Origin of the sequence: Neobacillus niacini (genome assembly GCF_023715415.1) — a bacterium.
GTDB lineage: Bacteria > Bacillota > Bacilli > Bacillales > Cytobacillaceae > Neobacillus > Neobacillus niacini_C.
This window is the reverse complement of sequence record NZ_JAMBOB010000011.1, coordinates 82547-100482: the sequence shown is the minus strand read 5'-3', so window position 1 is coordinate 100482 and position 17936 is coordinate 82547. Positions and strand designations below refer to the sequence as shown.

The following is a 17936-nucleotide window of genomic DNA, read 5'->3' as shown; positions in this document are numbered from 1 at the left end:
TCCTCACTCCTCCTTGTTAAACCGAGTGAATATCCCTTTTGGTATAAATGAAAAAACTAGCCCCAATCGCTAAAACAATAACAACTGCTCCGGTAATCAAAAAGGAGGTTTCATAACTAGACTTTTCGATGATATAAGCAGTGTCAAAATATTTAAATGGAGAAAGATATCGTTTCACTTCATCACCGGAAGTAGCGCTAAACATTCCTAAAAAGTAAAAGGCAAAAACGGTTGCCAGTGAAATAGTCAGCACAGATTTTATCTTTGAAACAATCACAGAAATGATGATTCCAATTGCTATAAAAATCAACTGTACGAAAAAGACTGTCAATGAAAGGAGGATAAAAATACTCACGCTAAAATCCTCCGTTTTCACTTGGGAGGCAATGAGTGTGGCCGCTGCTACATAAACAATATTGGTTAGAATGATTGAAATCAGTGCTGCCAATAATTTGTTCGTTAAAACAGCGGTCCGTGTAACAGGCTTTGTTAGCAGAAAGTCAGCTGTTTTTTCGCGGACCTCCTTACTGACTATACTCGTTCCTAGATTCATAGCCTGAATCGCTCCGCAAAGCGTCACAAAGGATAGTCCATAACAGTAGAACCCAAGAATCGAAAAGAAATTATCGAGATTAATGCCGAATGCTTCTCTTAGTGGTGCCGGATATCCTTCGAGCAGCTTTGTAAACTCCTCTGTATCCTTTGTAAAAGAAGGAAAAAATGACATGAACAGTGCTACAATAGCAACTAATGATATCGTCCAAATAATTGTAGACTTCCGATAAGCCCTCAATTCATGCAACAAAATGTTCATCGTCTTTTAAGCCTCCTTCTCATAGTAGTGCATAAAAATCTCTTCAAGGTCTGGCTCTTCAATCCATAGATTGCTAATTTCGATGTCCGCTATTTTTCTCATTACATCATTAATATTTCCTTTAAATAAAAAGCTTGTCATATTATCCTTTGTTTCTAGCTTATTTACACCTTTGAGGTTAAAATAAGCAGGATCTAGGGTAGACTTTGTCTCAACTTTAAACTTTTTATAGGTGTTTTCTTTCAAGGTACTTATCTTTTCAACGGTAACAATCTTGCCCTCTTTAATAATCGCAACCCGATTACACAAGCGCTGAACCTCCGTTAGGATATGAGAGGAAAAGAGAATTGTCGCACCTTTTCTATTCTCTTCCTCAAGCAGTTCAAAGAATTTCTGCTGCATAAGAGGGTCTAATCCACTCGTTGGTTCATCAAGAATAATCAGCTTCGGCTCATGAAGCAACCCCTGAACAATCCCGACCTTCTTTTTATTTCCCAGTGAAAGGTCGTCAATTTTTTTGTTGAGGTCCAAATCCATAATCTCGGCTAATTCCTTTATCCGCTTCTTGCAATCCTTTTTGTAAAAACTAGCTGAATAGTTTAATAAATCCTTGACCTTCATATTGTCATAATAGAAAACTTCAGATGGCAAATAACCAATTTCCTTTTTAATCTCTGGAGCAAACTGGACAGTGTCCTTCCCAAAAATAGTCGCACTGCCGCTGGTAGGGTAAATGAGTGAAAGGAGTGTCCGAATCGTGGTCGATTTCCCGGCACCATTCGGACCGATAAAGCCAAAAATTTCACCTTCCTCAACGTTAAAGCTGATGTCGCTGATTCCTCTTGCTTTGCCATAAGTTTTTGTTAGATTCTTAATCTCAATCACATTCATCGTCCCAGCCCCCTATTTATAAAAACATTTAATGAAAATCTCAAAGTACTCTTCCGCTTCCATAAAGACCCTATCATAATCAATTTTGTGACCAGGGACCATCTTCGCTTTGTAGAGCTCCTCATCACTCATTTTTTCAAAGGTCCAAGAAATGACTTTTACTATTTTTTGAACATCGACATCATCCCTGAATTTTGCGAGATCGATTCCATCATAGATAATCCCTATATTCACGGCGTTGAGTTCCTGTTTCTTTTTATCAAACTCGTCTTTTATTTCTGGGGAATCCTGCATAAATGCTTCTTGGATAAACGTTAAGATGTCTGGATATTTCGTTTGCAGGTCCATTTTGATTTGTACCGCCTGACGAATCCTTTTAAAAAAGTCTGTTTCGTCTAAATCGATCTTTTTATAAAATTCATCGGCAACAAGGTTGTAGCAATAATCAAACAAAAAGAAAAACAACTGCTTTTTATTTTTAAAATAATGAAAGAGAAGTCCCTTTGAAATACCAGCTTCCTTAACCATTTCATTTGTCGAGGCGTTATCATACCCCTTTAGGGCAAATTCCTTAATTGCAGCGTTAATGATTCGGTCCTGTTTTTCAGGATCTAGGTTAAAAAACTTCGAAAACAAACCGGCAGCCTCCTTTTCATTTATTGTTGACCACTTCAGTCAATCACAGTTTACTCCCATTGACTCACCTGGTCAATACTAGACAAGTTAAATTTTTTACAAAATTATGAAGTTCATATTTTTAAAGGGAAGGATGTGCTAGGATACATATGGAGGTGAAATATGAAAGAACGTTCAGACTCACTTACATTAAAGGGCTTGATTGCTGCCCAAAGCAGACTTTCCACTACGCATCCTATGGTGTCTACTCTTGCATCCAAACAATCGATTATTGAGGCAGGTATTGGAGGCGAACAAAGGGTTGTTGAGGTCCTTCAAAAGTACCGATTTCCATTCAAAAACAACATTTTCCACGACTTATCTCTTTCTTCAGATACCAACTTTCAAATGGACCATCTTTTCAAAACACCCTATTTTGGCGTTATTTTAGAAACCAAAAATATGTCCGGCAGTTTAGAATTCAGGGATAATCCGCCCCAGCTTATTCAAAATCGGGAGGACGGACAAATTAAGTATTATGAGAGCCCAGTGGTGCAATTAGAACGGAATATGGAGCTTATGTCAGCTTGGCTTTCACAGCGAAATATCGATTTACCTCTTTATGGTGCTATTGTATTAGCCTATCCCAAGCAGCATGTGGAAATTCCCCCACCCACTACCAAGATTTTATTTCCAAACTTGATCCCACCCTTTTTCAAAAGTCTTCCTCAGGAAGGGAAAGGCCTAGATAATGCAGCTTTTCATAGGCTTTCTAAGGAACTGCTGACTAGTCATCAAACCTATATACCAAAACCCATTTGTGAATCGTATCAAATTCCAGTCGGTGATGTTCTACCTGGAGTGCGGTGTGTAAATTGTGGGAAGATAGGGATGATTAAATTACCTAGGACCTGGCACTGTCCATCTTGTAAGGTGAACAATCATCTAGCTCATCAGGGGACCTTGGTCGAGTGGTTTTTAGTGGTGAAGAGGACGATTACTAATTCGGAGTGTCGAGAGTTTTTGGGTGTGGACATTTATACAGCGAATCGGATACTAAACGGCATGAATTTAATTGGTTCAGGGACATATAAAGATCGCATGTATAAAATGGACTTCAGAAAAAAATAGGATAACTTGCTATCCGCAAGTATTTCTCGCCATCCGCAAGTATTCTCGGCTATCCGCAAGTATTCTCGGCCATCCGCAAGTATTCTCGGCTATCCGCAAGTATTCTCGGCTATCCGCAAGTATTCTCGGTCATCCGCAAGTATTCTCGGCCATCCGCAAGTATTCTCGGCCATCCGCAAGTATTCTCGGCCATCCGCAAGTATTCTCGGCCATCCGCAAGTATTCTCGGCCATCCGCAAGTATTCTCGGCCATCCGCAAGTATTTTCTGCTATCCGCCAAGTAACCAACCTAAATTACCTATTTTCATCAACCCCAAACTCCGATTTCCACCCTGCCCGCTTAACATGCTATTATTAAGTGGTAAAAAATTGAAAGGGGAGTGCTGCAAACGTGAAGAATGAGATGATTGAAAGGTTTACTTCCTATGTTAAGGTGGATACACAGTCGAATGAGAGTAATGAAAACTGTCCTTCGACACCAGGACAGCTCACATTGGCCAATATGCTGGTGGAGGAGTTAAAGTCGATTGGGATGGAAGAGGTTACTATTGATGAGAATGGCTATGTGATGGCGACCCTGCCTTCCAATAGTGATAAAGATGTGCCCACCATCGGATTCCTTGCTCATGTCGATACCGCAACGGATTTCACGGGAACCAACGTGAACCCACAAATCATTGAAAGCTACGATGGGATGGATATCAAACTTAATCCAAACGTCACCATGTCAACGAAGGATTTTCCAGCGTTACCAAGCTACAAAGGTCACACGTTGATCACAACGGATGGCACGACTCTGCTAGGTGCAGACAACAAAGCGGGGATTGCCGAAATCATGACAGCAATGGCTCACTTGATTCAACATCCAGAAATTAAGCATGGTAAGGTCCGCGTTGCGTTCACGCCGGATGAGGAGATTGGCAGAGGGCCACATAAGTTTGACGTTGCGGCGTTCAATGCCAAGTATGCCTATACCGTGGATGGCGGTCCGCTCGGGGAGTTAGAATACGAAAGCTTCAATGCGGCAGCAGCAAAAATCACCATCAAAGGAACCAATATTCATCCAGGTTCTGCGAAGGACAAAATGGTGAATTCAATGAAGATTGCCATGGAATTACATAGCCAGCTGCCACCACTAGAAGCACCTGAACATACAGAGGGTTATGAAGGCTTCTATCATCTGATTTCCTTTAACGGGGATGTTGAAGAAACGAAGATGTACTATATAATTCGAGATCATGATAAAGAAATTTTTGAGGCTAGAAAAAACAGAATGAGCACTATTGTCGGCCTGCTGAACGAAAAATACGGCAAAGATACCATTTCCTTAGAATTAAAAGACCAATATTACAATATGGGTGAAAAAATTAAACCGGTCATGGAGATTGTTGACATCGCTCAACAGGCAATGGAGAACCTCGACATTAAACCGCTGATCAAACCAATCCGCGGTGGTACAGACGGCTCTCAGCTATCCTATATGGGGCTTCCAACTCCAAATATTTTTACAGGCGGGGAAAACTTCCATGGAAAGTATGAATTTATTTCCGTCGATAACATGATAAAGGCAACAAACACTGTCATCGAAATAACAAAACTATTTGAGCAAAAAGCATAAAATGAAGCCCAACTGGAAAAAGTTGGGCTTTTACATTTGATATCGGTCTAGCCTTGAGAAGAAATCCTTTAAAAAATCATAAAAAAGCCTGACCGTAGGGAGCATCTTCCGTTCCCTCGGGATAATCACTCCGACCGTACGGGTAACCTCAGGCTCAATAATCGGTATCTTAACGGTTGAACGAGGAAACCCATCCACCAAGGTAATTTCAGGAATTAAGGTGATTCCGAGGCCAGCAGATACCAATCCTTTTATTGAGTCCGTATCCACGCCTTCAAAGGACACCTTTGGTTGAAAACCAATCTGCTCACAAGCACGAATGATGATTTCCCGTAATACGTATTCCTTTGGAAACAAAACAAAGGAATCCTCACGCAGTTGACCTAATTTTATCGCTTTCTCATTTGCTAAAGGATGAGTAGAGGGCAGGAGTGCCACAATATTATCTGTAAATAATGTTGTCCCTAACACCTTTTTCTCCTGTTTTGGAACAGGACCAATTAACGCCATATCAAAATCACCATTAATAACACCCTCAATCAACTCACTATAAGAACCTTGTTTAAGTTGAAATTTCACCTGAGGATAGTGTTCACGAAAGGCTGAAATGGTGGTTGGAAGGGTATGGGACGCTAGGCTGCTGGGAAATCCAATTCGAATCGTACCCTTCTTGGGATCCAGGTATTCTTCAATTTCCCGCTGAGCCTCCTCGATTACCTTCATCGCCTGTTCCATATGTTCTAGAAACATCTGACCGATCATCGTCAGTTTGACATTTCGTCCCTCACGGATAAACAAGTTTACGCCAAGCTCTGTTTCTAAATTGAAAATTTGCCTGCTGACGGCTGATTGCGCCACATGCAGTGCCAAGGCTGCCTCGGTAACATGTTCCCGCTTGGCCACTTCCATAAAGTATTGTATTTGTCGTAATTCCAAAGAGTTCACCTCCATTCATCTCATTTTGAGATTAATATTATCTATTATTAGCATTGTTTAGATTGTTATTTAATTATAAAATATTCCTTATTAATATTCTAATAATTTAAAAATTTAATTTTACTTTAAAGAGGTGGATAAACGTGAAAACAATTGAACAGTTAAAACAAGATAATCAAAGTACAGCACTTCAATATGTGGATGAGGTGTTTAATACAGTTATGTGCCGCAATCCATATGAATCTGAGTTTCAACAAGCCGTTAAGGAAATTTTTGACTCACTGATTCCTGTTTTTACAAAACATCCAAAATATATGGAGCAAAGTATCCTTGAAAGAATCGTAGAACCTGAAAGAGTCATTTCTTTCCGTGTTCCTTGGGTGGATGATTCAGGTAAGGTTCAAGTCAACCGCGGTTTCCGTGTTCAATTTAACAGTGCAATTGGACCTTATAAAGGCGGATTACGCTTCCACCCATCAGTGAATTTAAGCATTATTAAATTCCTCGGATTCGAACAAATCCTTAAGAACTCCCTTACTGGTCAGCCAATTGGCGGAGGCAAGGGTGGTTCTGACTTTGACCCTAAAGGAAAATCAGATGGCGAAATCATGCGCTTTACACAAAGCTTCATGACAGAGCTTTACCGACATATTGGACCTGATGTCGATGTACCAGCAGGAGATATCGGCGTAGGTGCTCGTGAAATCGGATATATGTTTGGACAGTACAAAAAAATCCGCGGTGGCTATGAAGCAGGTGTGTTAACGGGCAAAGGACTTGGTTATGGCGGCAGTTTGGGGCGTACGGAAGCCACTGGTTACGGGACTGTATACTTTGTACACGAAATGCTTGCTGACAAAGGCCTTAGCTTTGAAGGAAGTACAGTAGTTGTTTCTGGTTCAGGAAACGTTTCTATCTATGCGATTGAAAAAGCAACCCAATTAGGAGCAAAGGTTGTTGCCTGCAGTGATTCAAATGGATTTGTCTATGATCCATCAGGCATCAAGCTTGAAACGGTGAAACGAATTAAAGAAGTGGAACGTAAAAGAATTAGCGAATATGTTGTTGAGCATCCAGAAGCTCAATATTTCGAAGGATGCTCAGGTATTTGGTCGATTCCATGTGATATTGCTTTACCTTGCGCAACTCAAAATGAAATTGACCACACAGCAGCTAAGCTACTTGTTTCTAATGGCGTAAAAGCGGTTGGAGAAGGTGCTAATATGCCATCTACTCTTGAAGCGATTGAAGTATTTTTAGAAAATGATATTCTATTTGCCCCTGGAAAAGCAGCAAATGCCGGCGGTGTAGCGGTATCTGCTCTAGAAATGGCGCAAAATAGCCAGAGATTATCATGGACATTTGAAGAAGTTGATGCAAAATTACACCAAATTATGATCAACATCTATCGTAACAGCATGAATGCTGCAGAAGAGTATGGCTACCCAGGCAACCTAGTTGTCGGTGCCAATATTGCAGGATTCTTAAAAGTAGCAGATGCAATGATTGCACAGGGTGTTATCTAAAAACATAAGGGTGCTCCGAGATGGAGCACCCTTATGTTATGCCGTTTTTTTAAGCCAATTCTTGCCTTCCACCATTCTCGAAACCATCATCCCTGCAACATTATCGCCGCTAGCATTCAGCATCGTAGCAGGAGGGTCAATTAACGTAGAAATCGCCGCGATAATTGGTAATGCCTCAGGTGGGAATCCAAATAAGCTTAGGATTAACATTTCCCCAATCATACCGCCGCTTGGAATTGCTCCCATAACCGCTCCGACCAAAAGAGACACAGAGATAATTAAGAAAAACGTTCCAATACCAGTGTTATTCATATCAAAAATCCCAAACAGGAAGACGATTTTTAATACGCCGCCAAGAACAGATCCATCCTTATGCAAAGCTGCTCCTAAAGGAATCGTTGTATCACGAATGTCTTGCTTGATTCCCATTCTTCTTGAAGCCTCTAAGTTAACGGGTATAGACGCAGCACTAGAACAAGTTGCCAGCGCGGTAATCGAAGGTGCCAGCATATTACTCCAAAACACTCGGATTCCTTTTCCCTTGCCCGCCATAAAGGCATAAATTGTAAAGGCAATAAAGAAATAAACAATCGAAGCAACATAATAAGTAATACCTGCTTTGATATAGGAGCCTAATAAAATCGGACCATACTGTCCAACCAGCGTGGCAAAGTAAGCTCCAAGCCCGATTGGCGCTAGATACATAATCAAGGATACAACCTTCATCATCACCTCAGAACCTGAGCTTAAAAAGCTGGTAAAAGGCTTGCCGCGTTCGCCAACTGATTGTGCAGAAAATCCAACCAGAATAGAAATCACGATAAGCGCCAGCATATTGCTTCTAGAAAATATTTCAACAAAATCAGGCACTGTAAAGGTTTTAACGATTTGTGCAACTGGATTTAACTCCTCCGCCGCTTCTGGTTTAACAAGTTTTAAATTAACACCTTCACCAGGATTGACGAACTTTACAACAAAATACATATAAATTGCCGAAATAAGTCCTGTAAACAAGAAGGTTCCAAACATCCAGCCAATAATTTTCCCTAATCTTTTGGCACCATTCATTGTTGCAATTGAAGAGGAAATGGTGAAGAATATCAGCGGAACGATAATCGTGAATAATAGATTTAAAAAGACATCGCCAATTGGCTGAAAAATGACCGCGTCTTCCTTCATGACCAAACCTATAATGGCTCCAAGCAAAATGGATAGCAATAGTATAATAGGAAAACGATAACTCTTTAATTTTTCCATTTTGAGATTACTCCCTTCCTTACACTTATACTTCAATAGAATAAAAGATATTATTTTTGCATAGTATTTCTTATTCATTATAAGTTTATTTAAAGGAGTTTCATAGAAAAATCCCAAGGTTTTTAGAATAAATCTCTCCTTACTTTGTTGGTATGTGGAAAATTCAAATTTTTTCATCTCCTATTCCTTAAGCCTTTTATAACCATTATTACCCCATTTTATGTGCTATAATGGAGCAAATGTTTCGTAAAAAAGGGAGAGATTTGATTGGAGATAAGTTTACTTTCCATTCTTGGATTAGGATTGGTACTCGGAATCAAACATGCCATTGAACCGGACCATGTTATTGCAGTATCAACCATTGCCAGCCAAAGTAAAAAGTTATTGCGATCGTCATTAGCCGGTGTGTATTGGGGAATAGGCCACACTGCAACATTATTTATAATTGGAATTATTCTGATACTCATGAAAGGCGAAATCCCAGAAAAATGGGCTATGTCAATGGAGTTTTTAGTAGGAATTATGCTAGTTTATCTTGGGATTACTACGATCCTATCTTTTAAACAAATTCATTTACATAAGCATGAACATGATGGTGAATTACATAAACATGTCCATTCCCATGATTACAGAGGCGCCCACGAGCATCATGACCAGCATAGAAAGGTTTCATATCTTAAATCGATGTTTATCGGCCTCGTTCATGGTCTTGCTGGAAGCGGAGCAATGGTAGTCCTTACCATGAGCACAGTAAATAACGCCTGGGAGGGTGCAATCTATATCCTTATTTTTGGAGTGGGTACCGTCATAGGAATGCTTTTCTTTACTACCTTGATTGGGATTCCGTTTGTTTTTAGTGCAAAAAAATTAAGCTTGAATAAAACCCTTACCCAGGTTACAGGTGTGATTAGTACTATATTTGGTATTTACTACATGTATAACTTAGGCGTAACAGAAGGGTTATTTAAACTTTGGATTCAGTAATAATAGAGAAATGGGACCCTATTAACCCGGGTCCCATTTTCTATTTATTCATACTCGCCAAAAATCCGCCAAGTAGATCATCTAAATCAGGCTCTTCTTCAACCTTCTCTTCTTCCACTACTGGTTTGGCGTTTTCCCAATCAAATCCGTCTAAGTCATCATCATCATCCATATCGCTTACATCAATAGAAGCAGCGATTTCCTCGACGGCGCCGTCATGGTCACGATAAGAATGGATTTCAGGAACACTTTCCTCTTGGAGATATAATGCCTCATCGATATCTAGTGAACTGCTATTTAAACCCGCAAGCAGGGCAGTAGAGCGGACTGGGTCATTTATTAGTTGATAGATAATACTTCCCAATAACGCCTCTGAATGCTCGTGCTTTAACCAGTCACGCTGTGCCTTCGTTAGCTTTTTTGGAAGCGGGACATTAATCATCTCGCGTTCTCTTGCATTAACGTTACTGACACCCTCCATCACGAACTCTGCAATCTTGCTGGAAAAATTTCTTCTTTCTGTTTCCTTTAACTTTTGCAGTTTCTTAACCAAGTGGTCAGGTGTATCGGAAGGGACACGGAATGAAATGGCCTGCCCCCGCTGAATTTCATGTGTTCCAGCCTTTTTCATATCATCACCCTATTAATTGGTAACAGGTTTTTTGACTTGTTCAACCTTTTGTTTCTCAGCTTTTTTTACAAAATCTTGAATCAGCTTATAATAGGCATTTGCCATCATCCATATGCTTTCTTTTTCATCTTCAAAGAAGTCAATATTATAACCATCAAGATTGTTATTTAATGTTTTAAGATAATCCTTTAATACAGTAGCACCGCCGCCGACAAAGTAGCAAATTTCTGTTTGGGAGTTTTTTGACCAAACATTACGTAATAATCGATATTGTTTCTTTGCTAAATCTAGTAAAATACGGTCCGTTATATCATGAACACTTGTTCTACTTCCTTTTACCATGATATGATTGCGGTCATTTTTCTTGGTGATAATCTCAACCACATCACGGCGGCTGTCTAGCTCAACACCGTGCTTAGATCTGATTTCTTCACGGATTTGTTCTAATGATTCTGATACTCCTAGGTTAAAGCCCTGTGCCTTATCATCATCGACATTACGATTTTTAATTACAGCGATATCTGTTGAGAGTCCGCCAATATCCTGAATCAAGATACGTTTATCGATTAAGTCTTTATTGATGATTTTTGAGTTATTATCCATTACGAGGTTAATATAAGCTGCAAATCCTTCAGGGTATACCTTGATTTCATCAAACTTAATATTTACTTTTAAGCCCTGGTATTTAGGTGTAACAAGAAATTCTACTTGGTGAACAGAACCGATTAACTTGGAACGGTAGCCTGCATCCTTACCTTCCTTCACTTCACGAAGGGGGAGGCCAGTTCCAAGTGTGTAATTCGCATCAATGATGTTTTTTGTTTGGCGGAAATTATTTTTATTACCTTCTTTAACAGCATCCAATGCTAAGGTAGTAAAGAGCAGAATTAATGTTTGGTCTTCCTCAGACTTGCTGCTTCCAGGGTCTAATTCAGTACCATTGTTGCTTTTAGTTGCTAGATTCCCGACACGATAAATAGCATTATTTTCCTTCAACGCAGGAGAGTGCACTTTCACGTGGATACCATCGAGTGGATTTTTCTCATCTAATTCTTCAATCCCAATAACAGGGCGATCTTCCGTGTCCCTGGCGATAATATTTGGGATATTAAGTTCATATTCTAATTCTCCAAAAATAGCCTTAATTGAATCATTTCCTACATCAATGGCTGCAATTCTAGTATTATTCAAAATTGTCATCCTTTCATTCTATTAATTTAGATGTTAATGAAGATATGTATCTAACTTCTCTAGTATAAGAGTATAGAAGTTTGCTAGATTCTTCAATATCCCAGACAAAAAGAAATGAAAGTGTAAAATTGTAAACATTACGTAAACATTGTATACATTTCTGTATACAACAATGACAAATGCGTTTACATGGCTCTATACCAACATGTACACGCATTTGTAAACTTGTAAACATTTTTGTAAACACGATGTATACAAGATTGTAAACAAGTGTACATTTTCCGTAAACATGTATACATATTCTGTATACAAAAAAATAGACCCCTATGGGTAAGGGATCTATTTCTTCTTCGTCCGTTTAATGCCTTCAACAGTCACAGCAAAATCTCGAACCATTTTCTTAATTTTCTCAGGCTTACGGAACCTTAATGCAGACCAATCATCGTCAATCGCAATTTGGCGAACTGGTTCATATCCTTCTTCAGAAAGCATGCCTGTGACCGTGTCACGGCTGCAATCGGATCCTTTATAGGTCTTGGATGACTTCTTAGGATAGCATAGCCAAAATAAGCCATCATCCTTCACATTGACAGCTGCAATTTTAGCATTCGATTGAAGTTCCTCATTACTAGAACCAAACACCTGAACAAAATCATACATCGCAAGTGTTGCCTGCTGATGGACTTCACCTTCAAACGCAGCTTTAATAACATCATACTCTTTTGGAGCATTGATGATTAAGACTGACTGCCCTTGGTCCTTAAAATTCAGCTTTTTTAATACAGGAGTGGCTTCTGACATATTTAGACCTGCCCTTCTATATGTATCTTCCATCATAGTATACACAAACTTTCATAACTTTATAATTTTTCTCCTTCTTCCTATCTACTAAACCTGTTATAAAAAACTAAAATCTCTATAAAATGCTTGCAATTAGGTATTTCGCCTCTCTAAATATAAAGAGAAATCAGGTGTTTTGTCCCTCTTATATATCTGATAATTCTGATATATTATAATTCCCAAATAATTTTAGGAGTGACGCTCATGTTAAAAGTACTATCAAAGACCGGTCTAACTCTAGCACTAGCTGGAAGTATTGTGGCAGCAGGCTTTCAACCTACTGAAGCACCATCAACAACAAAAAGTACATACACTCTAAGCCCAGCTGACTTTGTTGGAGCTTCTCCAGAACTAGCTGCAAAAGCGAAAGAACTTGGAGTTGACTTATCAAAGGTTGACCCTGCAGAGAAGGCTAATATAGGAACTAAATTCCAGGAGCCTGGAGACAATCATGTAGCATATAAAGAAGCAACAGGTGATGTACCTGTTCTAGTTATTCTTGCAAAATATAAAAAAGGCGATGAGCCAGTTGGTGACTTACCTGGACAAGTTCCTGCTAAATACTATGAGGACTTAATTTTCGGAACCGAATACAACCCATATGAGTTGAACGATTTTAAACAATATGCTGAATATGATGGAGTTCAAGCTCCAATTGACCGTACCATGCAAAATGCTTATAAAGAGTCTAGTAATGGAAAAATTAACTTGGTACGCAACGAAAATACTGATTTCGCTTGGGTAGAACTTCCAAAGGGAGCTTCTTACTATTTAGACCAAGAAGGGACATATGCAGAGAACGGAAATTACGTCCTAGGTAACGTAAATGGGGACGCTCATACAGGAGAATTCGTTCGTGACCTATTGAAAGCTGCTGACGCTCAGGTAGACTTCTCTAAATATGCTGAAAACGGCGAAGTTCCTAACGTTTTCGTTGTTCACGAGGGAACAGGCGCTGAATGGAGCCGGGACCCTGCTCAATTCTGGTCTCATAAATGGAGTTTATTAAGTGCATTATACTATGGTAAATACTATGAAACTGGTAAACCAGCAGATGTTCATGCTGGAATGAATCAAGGTGATTGGATCAATAAGACTGTTGCAGAAGATATGACGTATGACGGTGTAATCGTAAATAACTACAATATCCAGCCTGCTATTGGCGGTAACGTAGCTGGTTTCAATTTAACAACTGGCAGCTATGATGAAGCTTCTAAAACGGGTCCATATCCTGCCCAAGCTGGGGTTTATGCTCATGAATTTGGCCATGCTTTAGGTTTACCAGATTTCTATGACACTGTTTATACTTCTGAAGGTGTTGGAAACTACTCAATGATGGCTGGTGGTTCATGGATGCGTTATCCAAACAATAACGCATACTCTGGTAACTCTCCAACTCATTTCGATCCATTCTCAAAGGTTTTCCTTGGCTGGGCTGATCCTATTAATGTAACACCTACAGATGGGGTGCAGGAGCTCACTTTACCAGCTATTAATAAGGCAAATGCAGAAAATGGAATCGTAAAAATGGAAGTTCCTGGTTCCCATGGTACTGAGTACTTCTTATTTGAAAACGTACAGCAGGATGGCTTTAATAAAGGATTAGTACGTCAGGGCGAAGATTCTCACGGATTATTAGCATGGCATGTCGATGAGAATATTATTAACCTCTATCAAACAGCTGGCTTCCGTCCAAACAACGTTGAAAACTGGATGAACAAGCGCTTCCAGTATAATCAATCTGAAACAGCTAGCAATGGAACAGTGGTCACTCATTATGGCTTATCTGTCCTGCAAGCCGATGGATTATATGAATTGGAAAAGAATTTAAACCGCGGTAACGCCGGAGACTTCTTCAAGTCAGGCGCGAAAATTACTCCAAACTCTTCTAATGTCCATACTGGCTCCTACTACTTCTGGAAGGGCAATAGCACTATTCCAGCAGACTCTGGAATTCATGTAACCGACATTAAAGAAAACGCTGATGGTTCTATCACAGCAAAATTCTATTATAGTTTTGATGAAGGTCAGAAAAAGTAATTTTTGTTAAAAAAATCTGAGTCCTATGGGCTCAGGTTTTTCTTTCCTTTCTTTAAGTAAGATCCTTCCCTTTCTCCTTTTATATTAGAATAATTTCACGGAAATATTTCATAGTTTACCTTTATCAGCACATCCTAAGGAAAAGTATGACAACAGGAGGAAGTAATGTGAATGTAGATGACATCATTATTGCCCGTGAGAAGATGAAGGGGGTTATCCATACAACGCCTCTGGACTACTCTAAAACCTTTAGTCACCTCGCTCATAACGAAGTACATTTAAAGCTCGAGAACCTCCAAAAAACGGGTTCTTTTAAGGCGAGAGGCTCTTATAATAAGTTACTATCTCTTTCAAAGGAAGAACTTGACAAGGGGGTTGTAGCGGCCTCAGCAGGCAACCATGCACAAGGTGTTGCTTATTCAAGTCAAATGCTGGGTGCTGACTGTACGATTGTGATGCCAAAAGGGGCACCGCTTAGTAAGGTGCTGGCTACGAAGCAATATGGTGCCGAGGTGCTGTTAGAGGGAGCAACATTTGATGATGCCCTTGCCTATGCTTTAGAGCTTAAAGAACAAAGAGATGCTACTTTTATCCATGCTTTTGATGATGATGCCATCATCGCTGGTCAGGGTACGGTTGGATTGGAGATACTAGATCAGCTTCCCGATGTAGAGGCTATTATTTGCCCTGTAGGAGGCGGCGGACTGATTGCAGGGGTTGCGATGGCTGTGAAGGAGAAAAACCCTCATATCGCTGTATATGGTGTCCAGGCAATGGCCTGTCCTAGTATGAAACAGTCATTATTTGAAAACAAACCTGTAATGGTAGAATCAACACCCACGATGGCAGATGGGATAGCTGTTAAAAAACCTGGACTGAGAACTTTTGATATCGCCCAAAAATATGTCGATGATATTTTTTGTGTTGATGAAATGGAGATTGCTAGAACGATGCTAATGGTTTTAGAAAGAAATAAGCTGTTAGTAGAAGGATCAGGTGCTTGTTCACTATCAGCGCTGCTATATGAAAAAGTAAAGATAAAAGAAAAGAAGGTTGTGGCCGTTTTAAGTGGTGGAAATGTTGATATGAACTTTATTTCAAGGATCATCGAACGAGGTTTAGTGGAGTCAGGTCGGTATGCTGCCTTTACTATCACCTTAAAGGACAAACCTGGAGAGCTTCAAAAGGTGCTAAGTGCTCTAACGGATTTAGATGCAAACATTCAAACCGTGAATCTCAATCATATGGGTAAAAATATTTATCCAGGGTATGCAGGCCTGGAAATTTCCGTAGAAACAAAGAATAACGACCATATCGACATGCTGTATAAAGTTCTTAAAGAGAAGAACTACATCGTAGAAATGAATCATTTCTAATCTGTTACAATCACACGTAAAAAAATCCTTACTTTTTTATAAGTAAGGATTTTTTAGTAGAAGTATTCTCATCGTTCTATTTATTTTACTTTTGCTCATTTTGGTATCTTTCAAATTCCTTTGCTGTACAGCGTACGAAGTGTCCTGGAACTACTTCTCTAAGCTCAAAATCACCATCTGTACCATGTACAGTAGGATCATAAGCAATACGCTTACGAGCACGCTCGTATCTTGGATCCGGTAGTGGAATAGCTGATAACAATGATTTTGTATAAGGATGAATTGGATTATTGTATAATTCATCACTTTCAGCTAGTTCAACTAGATTCCCCATATACATAACGCCAATACGGTCAGAAATATATTTAACCATTGAAAGGTCATGGGCAATGAACAAGTACGTTAATCCACGTTCTTTTTGGAGTTTCTTAAGCAGATTGACTACCTGTGCCTGAATGGATACATCCAATGCAGAGATAGGTTCATCGGCAATAATAAACTCAGGGTCAACCGCAAGCGCTCTAGCAATTCCAATACGCTGTCTTTGACCGCCACTAAATTCATGTGGGAAACGAGTAGCGTGCTCTTTATTTAAACCAACCGATTCCAATAATTCTTCAACCTTTTGCTTTCGTTCTGCCTCATTCTTTACGAGTTTATGAACGTCAAGACCCTCAGCAATAATATCCAAAACGGTCATACGTGGATTTAATGAAGAAGATGGATCTTGGAAAATCATTTGCATCTTGCGGTTAAATTTAAGCAGTTCGGACTTATTCTTTCTTCCGTGAACATCTTCACCATTAAATTTAACTTCTCCGCCCGTTGCATCGTAAAGTCTGATAATGGTTCTGCCGGTTGTAGACTTTCCACAGCCAGACTCCCCAACTAGACCAAAGGTTTCACCTTTAAAAATATCAAAGCTAACACCATCAACAGCCTTAATGGTATTTTTTTTACCAACTGCAAAATGTTTTTGTAAATTTTTCACTTCAAGTAATTTTTCTCTTGTCACCTTTTTCCACCGCCCTTAGTACCTGTTTGAGCAAAACCTTGCATCCTGTGCTTAACGGCAGCAGGCGGCTCAATTTTAGGCGCATCTGGATGCAGCAGCCAGGTTGCCGCATAATGTGTGTCTGAAACCTTAAACATAGGCGGTTCCATAACTGTATCAATTTCTAAAGCAAAATGATTTCTTGGAGCAAAAGCATCTCCTACAGGAGGGGTAAGCATGTTTGGCGGGCTGCCAGGAATAGCAAAAAGCTCTTCATCGGAACTATCCAATGTTGGCATCGAGCCTATTAATCCCCAAGTATACGGGTGTTTAGGATTGTAGAAAATATCATCTACTGTCCCAATCTCAACGATTTTTCCAGCGTACATGACCGCTACACGGTCTGCAACGTTTGCTACAACACCAAGGTCATGCGTGATAAAAATAATCGCACTATCCGTTTTTTGTTGGATACTCTTCATCAGTTCTAAGATTTGAGCTTGAATCGTTACGTCAAGAGCTGTAGTAGGCTCATCTGCAATTAAGATTTTGGGATTACATGCTAATGCAATCGCTACTACTACACGTTGACGCATACCGCCAGAGAACTGGTGTGGATATTGATTAATACGTACATCCGGCCTAGGAATACCAACAAGTGTTAATAGCTCAAGAGCAGTTTTTCTCGCCTCTGTTTTGCTCATATTCTGATGCTTCATCAAACCTTCCATGATTTGATAACCAATTTTCATAGTCGGATTTAGAGACGACATTGGATCTTGGAAAACCATAGAAATGTCTTTGCCTCGGATTTTTTGCATTTCTTTGCTTGTTTTTTTAGCAAGGTCTACTCCCTCGAGGAGGATTTGTCCTTCTTTAATAAAGCCATGCGGCTCTGGAAGAAGTCTCATAATCGCATTAGAGGTTACAGACTTCCCTGAACCAGATTCACCTACGATTGCTAACGTCTCACCTTTATTTAAATCAAAGGTAACACCTCGAACAGCATGCACTTCACCATTGTAGGTGTTAAATGATACTTTTAAATCTTTGACTTCCAATAATTTACTCATTTATTAAACACCTACCTTC

The 17936-nt window shown here is 39.7% G+C and carries 17 protein-coding genes; 6 read left to right on the top strand and 11 right to left on the bottom strand.

Features of this window, described 5'->3' with window-relative positions:
- Nucleotides 1–16 precede the first annotated feature (16 nt).
- Genes M3189_RS22475 through M3189_RS22465 form a run of 3 tightly spaced genes read right to left on the bottom strand, consistent with a single transcriptional unit; the run spans nucleotide 17 to nucleotide 2341 of the window.
- A complete protein-coding gene (locus M3189_RS22475; RefSeq protein ID WP_251638180.1) occupies nucleotides 17–814 on the bottom strand; it encodes an ABC transporter permease subunit in 798 nt (265 codons plus the stop codon).
- Between the two features lie 6 nt (nucleotides 815–820).
- Entirely contained in the window at nucleotides 821–1705 is an 885-nt protein-coding gene (locus tag M3189_RS22470) for an ABC transporter ATP-binding protein (RefSeq protein WP_251638172.1), read from the bottom strand.
- Nucleotides 1706–1717: 12 nt separating this feature from the next.
- Nucleotides 1718–2341, bottom strand: coding sequence for a TetR/AcrR family transcriptional regulator (locus M3189_RS22465; RefSeq protein ID WP_251638169.1), 624 nt, complete (start codon nucleotides 2339–2341; stop codon nucleotides 1718–1720).
- A gap of 162 nt (nucleotides 2342–2503) precedes the next feature.
- Between M3189_RS22465 and M3189_RS22460 the strand changes: the two genes are divergently transcribed.
- The gene (locus tag M3189_RS22460; RefSeq protein ID WP_251638167.1) at nucleotides 2504–3451 is read left to right on the top strand and encodes a nuclease-related domain-containing protein; all 948 of its coding nucleotides are present in this window, start codon (nucleotides 2504–2506) and stop codon (nucleotides 3449–3451) included.
- Nucleotides 3452–3560: 109 nt separating this feature from the next.
- On the opposite strand, the gene M3189_RS22455 is transcribed toward M3189_RS22460, so the two are convergent.
- Entirely contained in the window at nucleotides 3561–3731 is a 171-nt protein-coding gene (locus M3189_RS22455) for a hypothetical protein (RefSeq protein WP_251638165.1), read from the bottom strand.
- Nucleotides 3732–3842: 111 nt separating this feature from the next.
- On the opposite strand from M3189_RS22455, the gene pepT reads away from it, so the two are divergent.
- A complete protein-coding gene (gene pepT, locus M3189_RS22450; RefSeq protein WP_251638164.1) occupies nucleotides 3843–5069 on the top strand; it encodes a peptidase T in 1227 nt (408 codons plus the stop codon).
- 30 nt (nucleotides 5070–5099) lie between these two features.
- On the opposite strand, the gene M3189_RS22445 is transcribed toward pepT, so the two are convergent.
- On the bottom strand, nucleotides 5100–6005 hold the full coding sequence (locus tag M3189_RS22445) for a LysR family transcriptional regulator (RefSeq protein WP_251638162.1): 906 nt from the start codon (nucleotides 6003–6005) through the stop codon (nucleotides 5100–5102).
- 143 nt (nucleotides 6006–6148) lie between these two features.
- Between M3189_RS22445 and gdhA the strand changes: the two genes are divergently transcribed.
- Nucleotides 6149–7531 (top strand): NADP-specific glutamate dehydrogenase, encoded by a 1383-nt coding sequence (gdhA, locus tag M3189_RS22440; protein ID WP_353057481.1) that lies wholly within the window; start codon nucleotides 6149–6151, stop codon nucleotides 7529–7531.
- A gap of 36 nt (nucleotides 7532–7567) precedes the next feature.
- On the opposite strand, the gene M3189_RS22435 is transcribed toward gdhA, so the two are convergent.
- Complete coding sequence (locus M3189_RS22435) at nucleotides 7568–8788, bottom strand: dicarboxylate/amino acid:cation symporter (RefSeq protein ID WP_251638160.1); 1221 nt, start codon at nucleotides 8786–8788, stop codon at nucleotides 7568–7570.
- Between the two features lie 267 nt (nucleotides 8789–9055).
- Here M3189_RS22435 and M3189_RS22430 point away from each other — a divergent pair, with 267 nt between their 5' ends.
- Nucleotides 9056–9772, top strand: a complete 717-nt coding sequence (locus tag M3189_RS22430) for a sulfite exporter TauE/SafE family protein (protein ID WP_251638158.1) — start codon at nucleotides 9056–9058, stop codon at nucleotides 9770–9772.
- Between the two features lie 40 nt (nucleotides 9773–9812).
- Here the strand turns inward: M3189_RS22430 and M3189_RS22425 are convergent, their stop codons facing one another.
- The 3 genes from M3189_RS22425 to M3189_RS22415 all read right to left on the bottom strand — a co-directional run bounded on the left by M3189_RS22425 (nucleotide 9813) and on the right by M3189_RS22415 (nucleotide 12395).
- On the bottom strand, nucleotides 9813–10403 hold the full coding sequence (locus M3189_RS22425; protein ID WP_251638148.1) for a hypothetical protein: 591 nt from the start codon (nucleotides 10401–10403) through the stop codon (nucleotides 9813–9815).
- 12 nt (nucleotides 10404–10415) lie between these two features.
- The gene (locus M3189_RS22420; RefSeq protein WP_251638146.1) at nucleotides 10416–11594 is read right to left on the bottom strand and encodes a ParM/StbA family protein; all 1179 of its coding nucleotides are present in this window, start codon (nucleotides 11592–11594) and stop codon (nucleotides 10416–10418) included.
- 339 nt (nucleotides 11595–11933) lie between these two features.
- Nucleotides 11934–12395, bottom strand: a complete 462-nt coding sequence (locus M3189_RS22415; protein WP_251638221.1) for a DUF3052 domain-containing protein — start codon at nucleotides 12393–12395, stop codon at nucleotides 11934–11936.
- Between the two features lie 243 nt (nucleotides 12396–12638).
- On the opposite strand from M3189_RS22415, the gene M3189_RS22410 reads away from it, so the two are divergent.
- Both M3189_RS22410 and ilvA read left to right on the top strand, forming a co-directional pair.
- Entirely contained in the window at nucleotides 12639–14474 is a 1836-nt protein-coding gene (locus tag M3189_RS22410) for a M6 family metalloprotease domain-containing protein (protein WP_251638144.1), read from the top strand.
- A gap of 146 nt (nucleotides 14475–14620) precedes the next feature.
- Nucleotides 14621–15850: a threonine ammonia-lyase gene (gene ilvA, locus M3189_RS22405; RefSeq protein ID WP_251638142.1), complete on the top strand. Its 1230-nt coding sequence runs from the start codon at nucleotides 14621–14623 to the stop codon at nucleotides 15848–15850.
- Nucleotides 15851–15935: 85 nt separating this feature from the next.
- Here the strand turns inward: ilvA and M3189_RS22400 are convergent, their stop codons facing one another.
- Nucleotides 15936–16865: an ABC transporter ATP-binding protein gene (locus M3189_RS22400; protein ID WP_251638140.1), complete on the bottom strand. Its 930-nt coding sequence runs from the start codon at nucleotides 16863–16865 to the stop codon at nucleotides 15936–15938.
- Nucleotides 16862–17917, bottom strand: coding sequence for an ABC transporter ATP-binding protein (locus M3189_RS22395; protein ID WP_251638137.1), 1056 nt, complete (start codon nucleotides 17915–17917; stop codon nucleotides 16862–16864). The genes M3189_RS22400 and M3189_RS22395 overlap by 4 nt, the downstream gene beginning before the upstream one ends.
- Nucleotides 17918–17936: the final 19 nt, after the last annotated feature.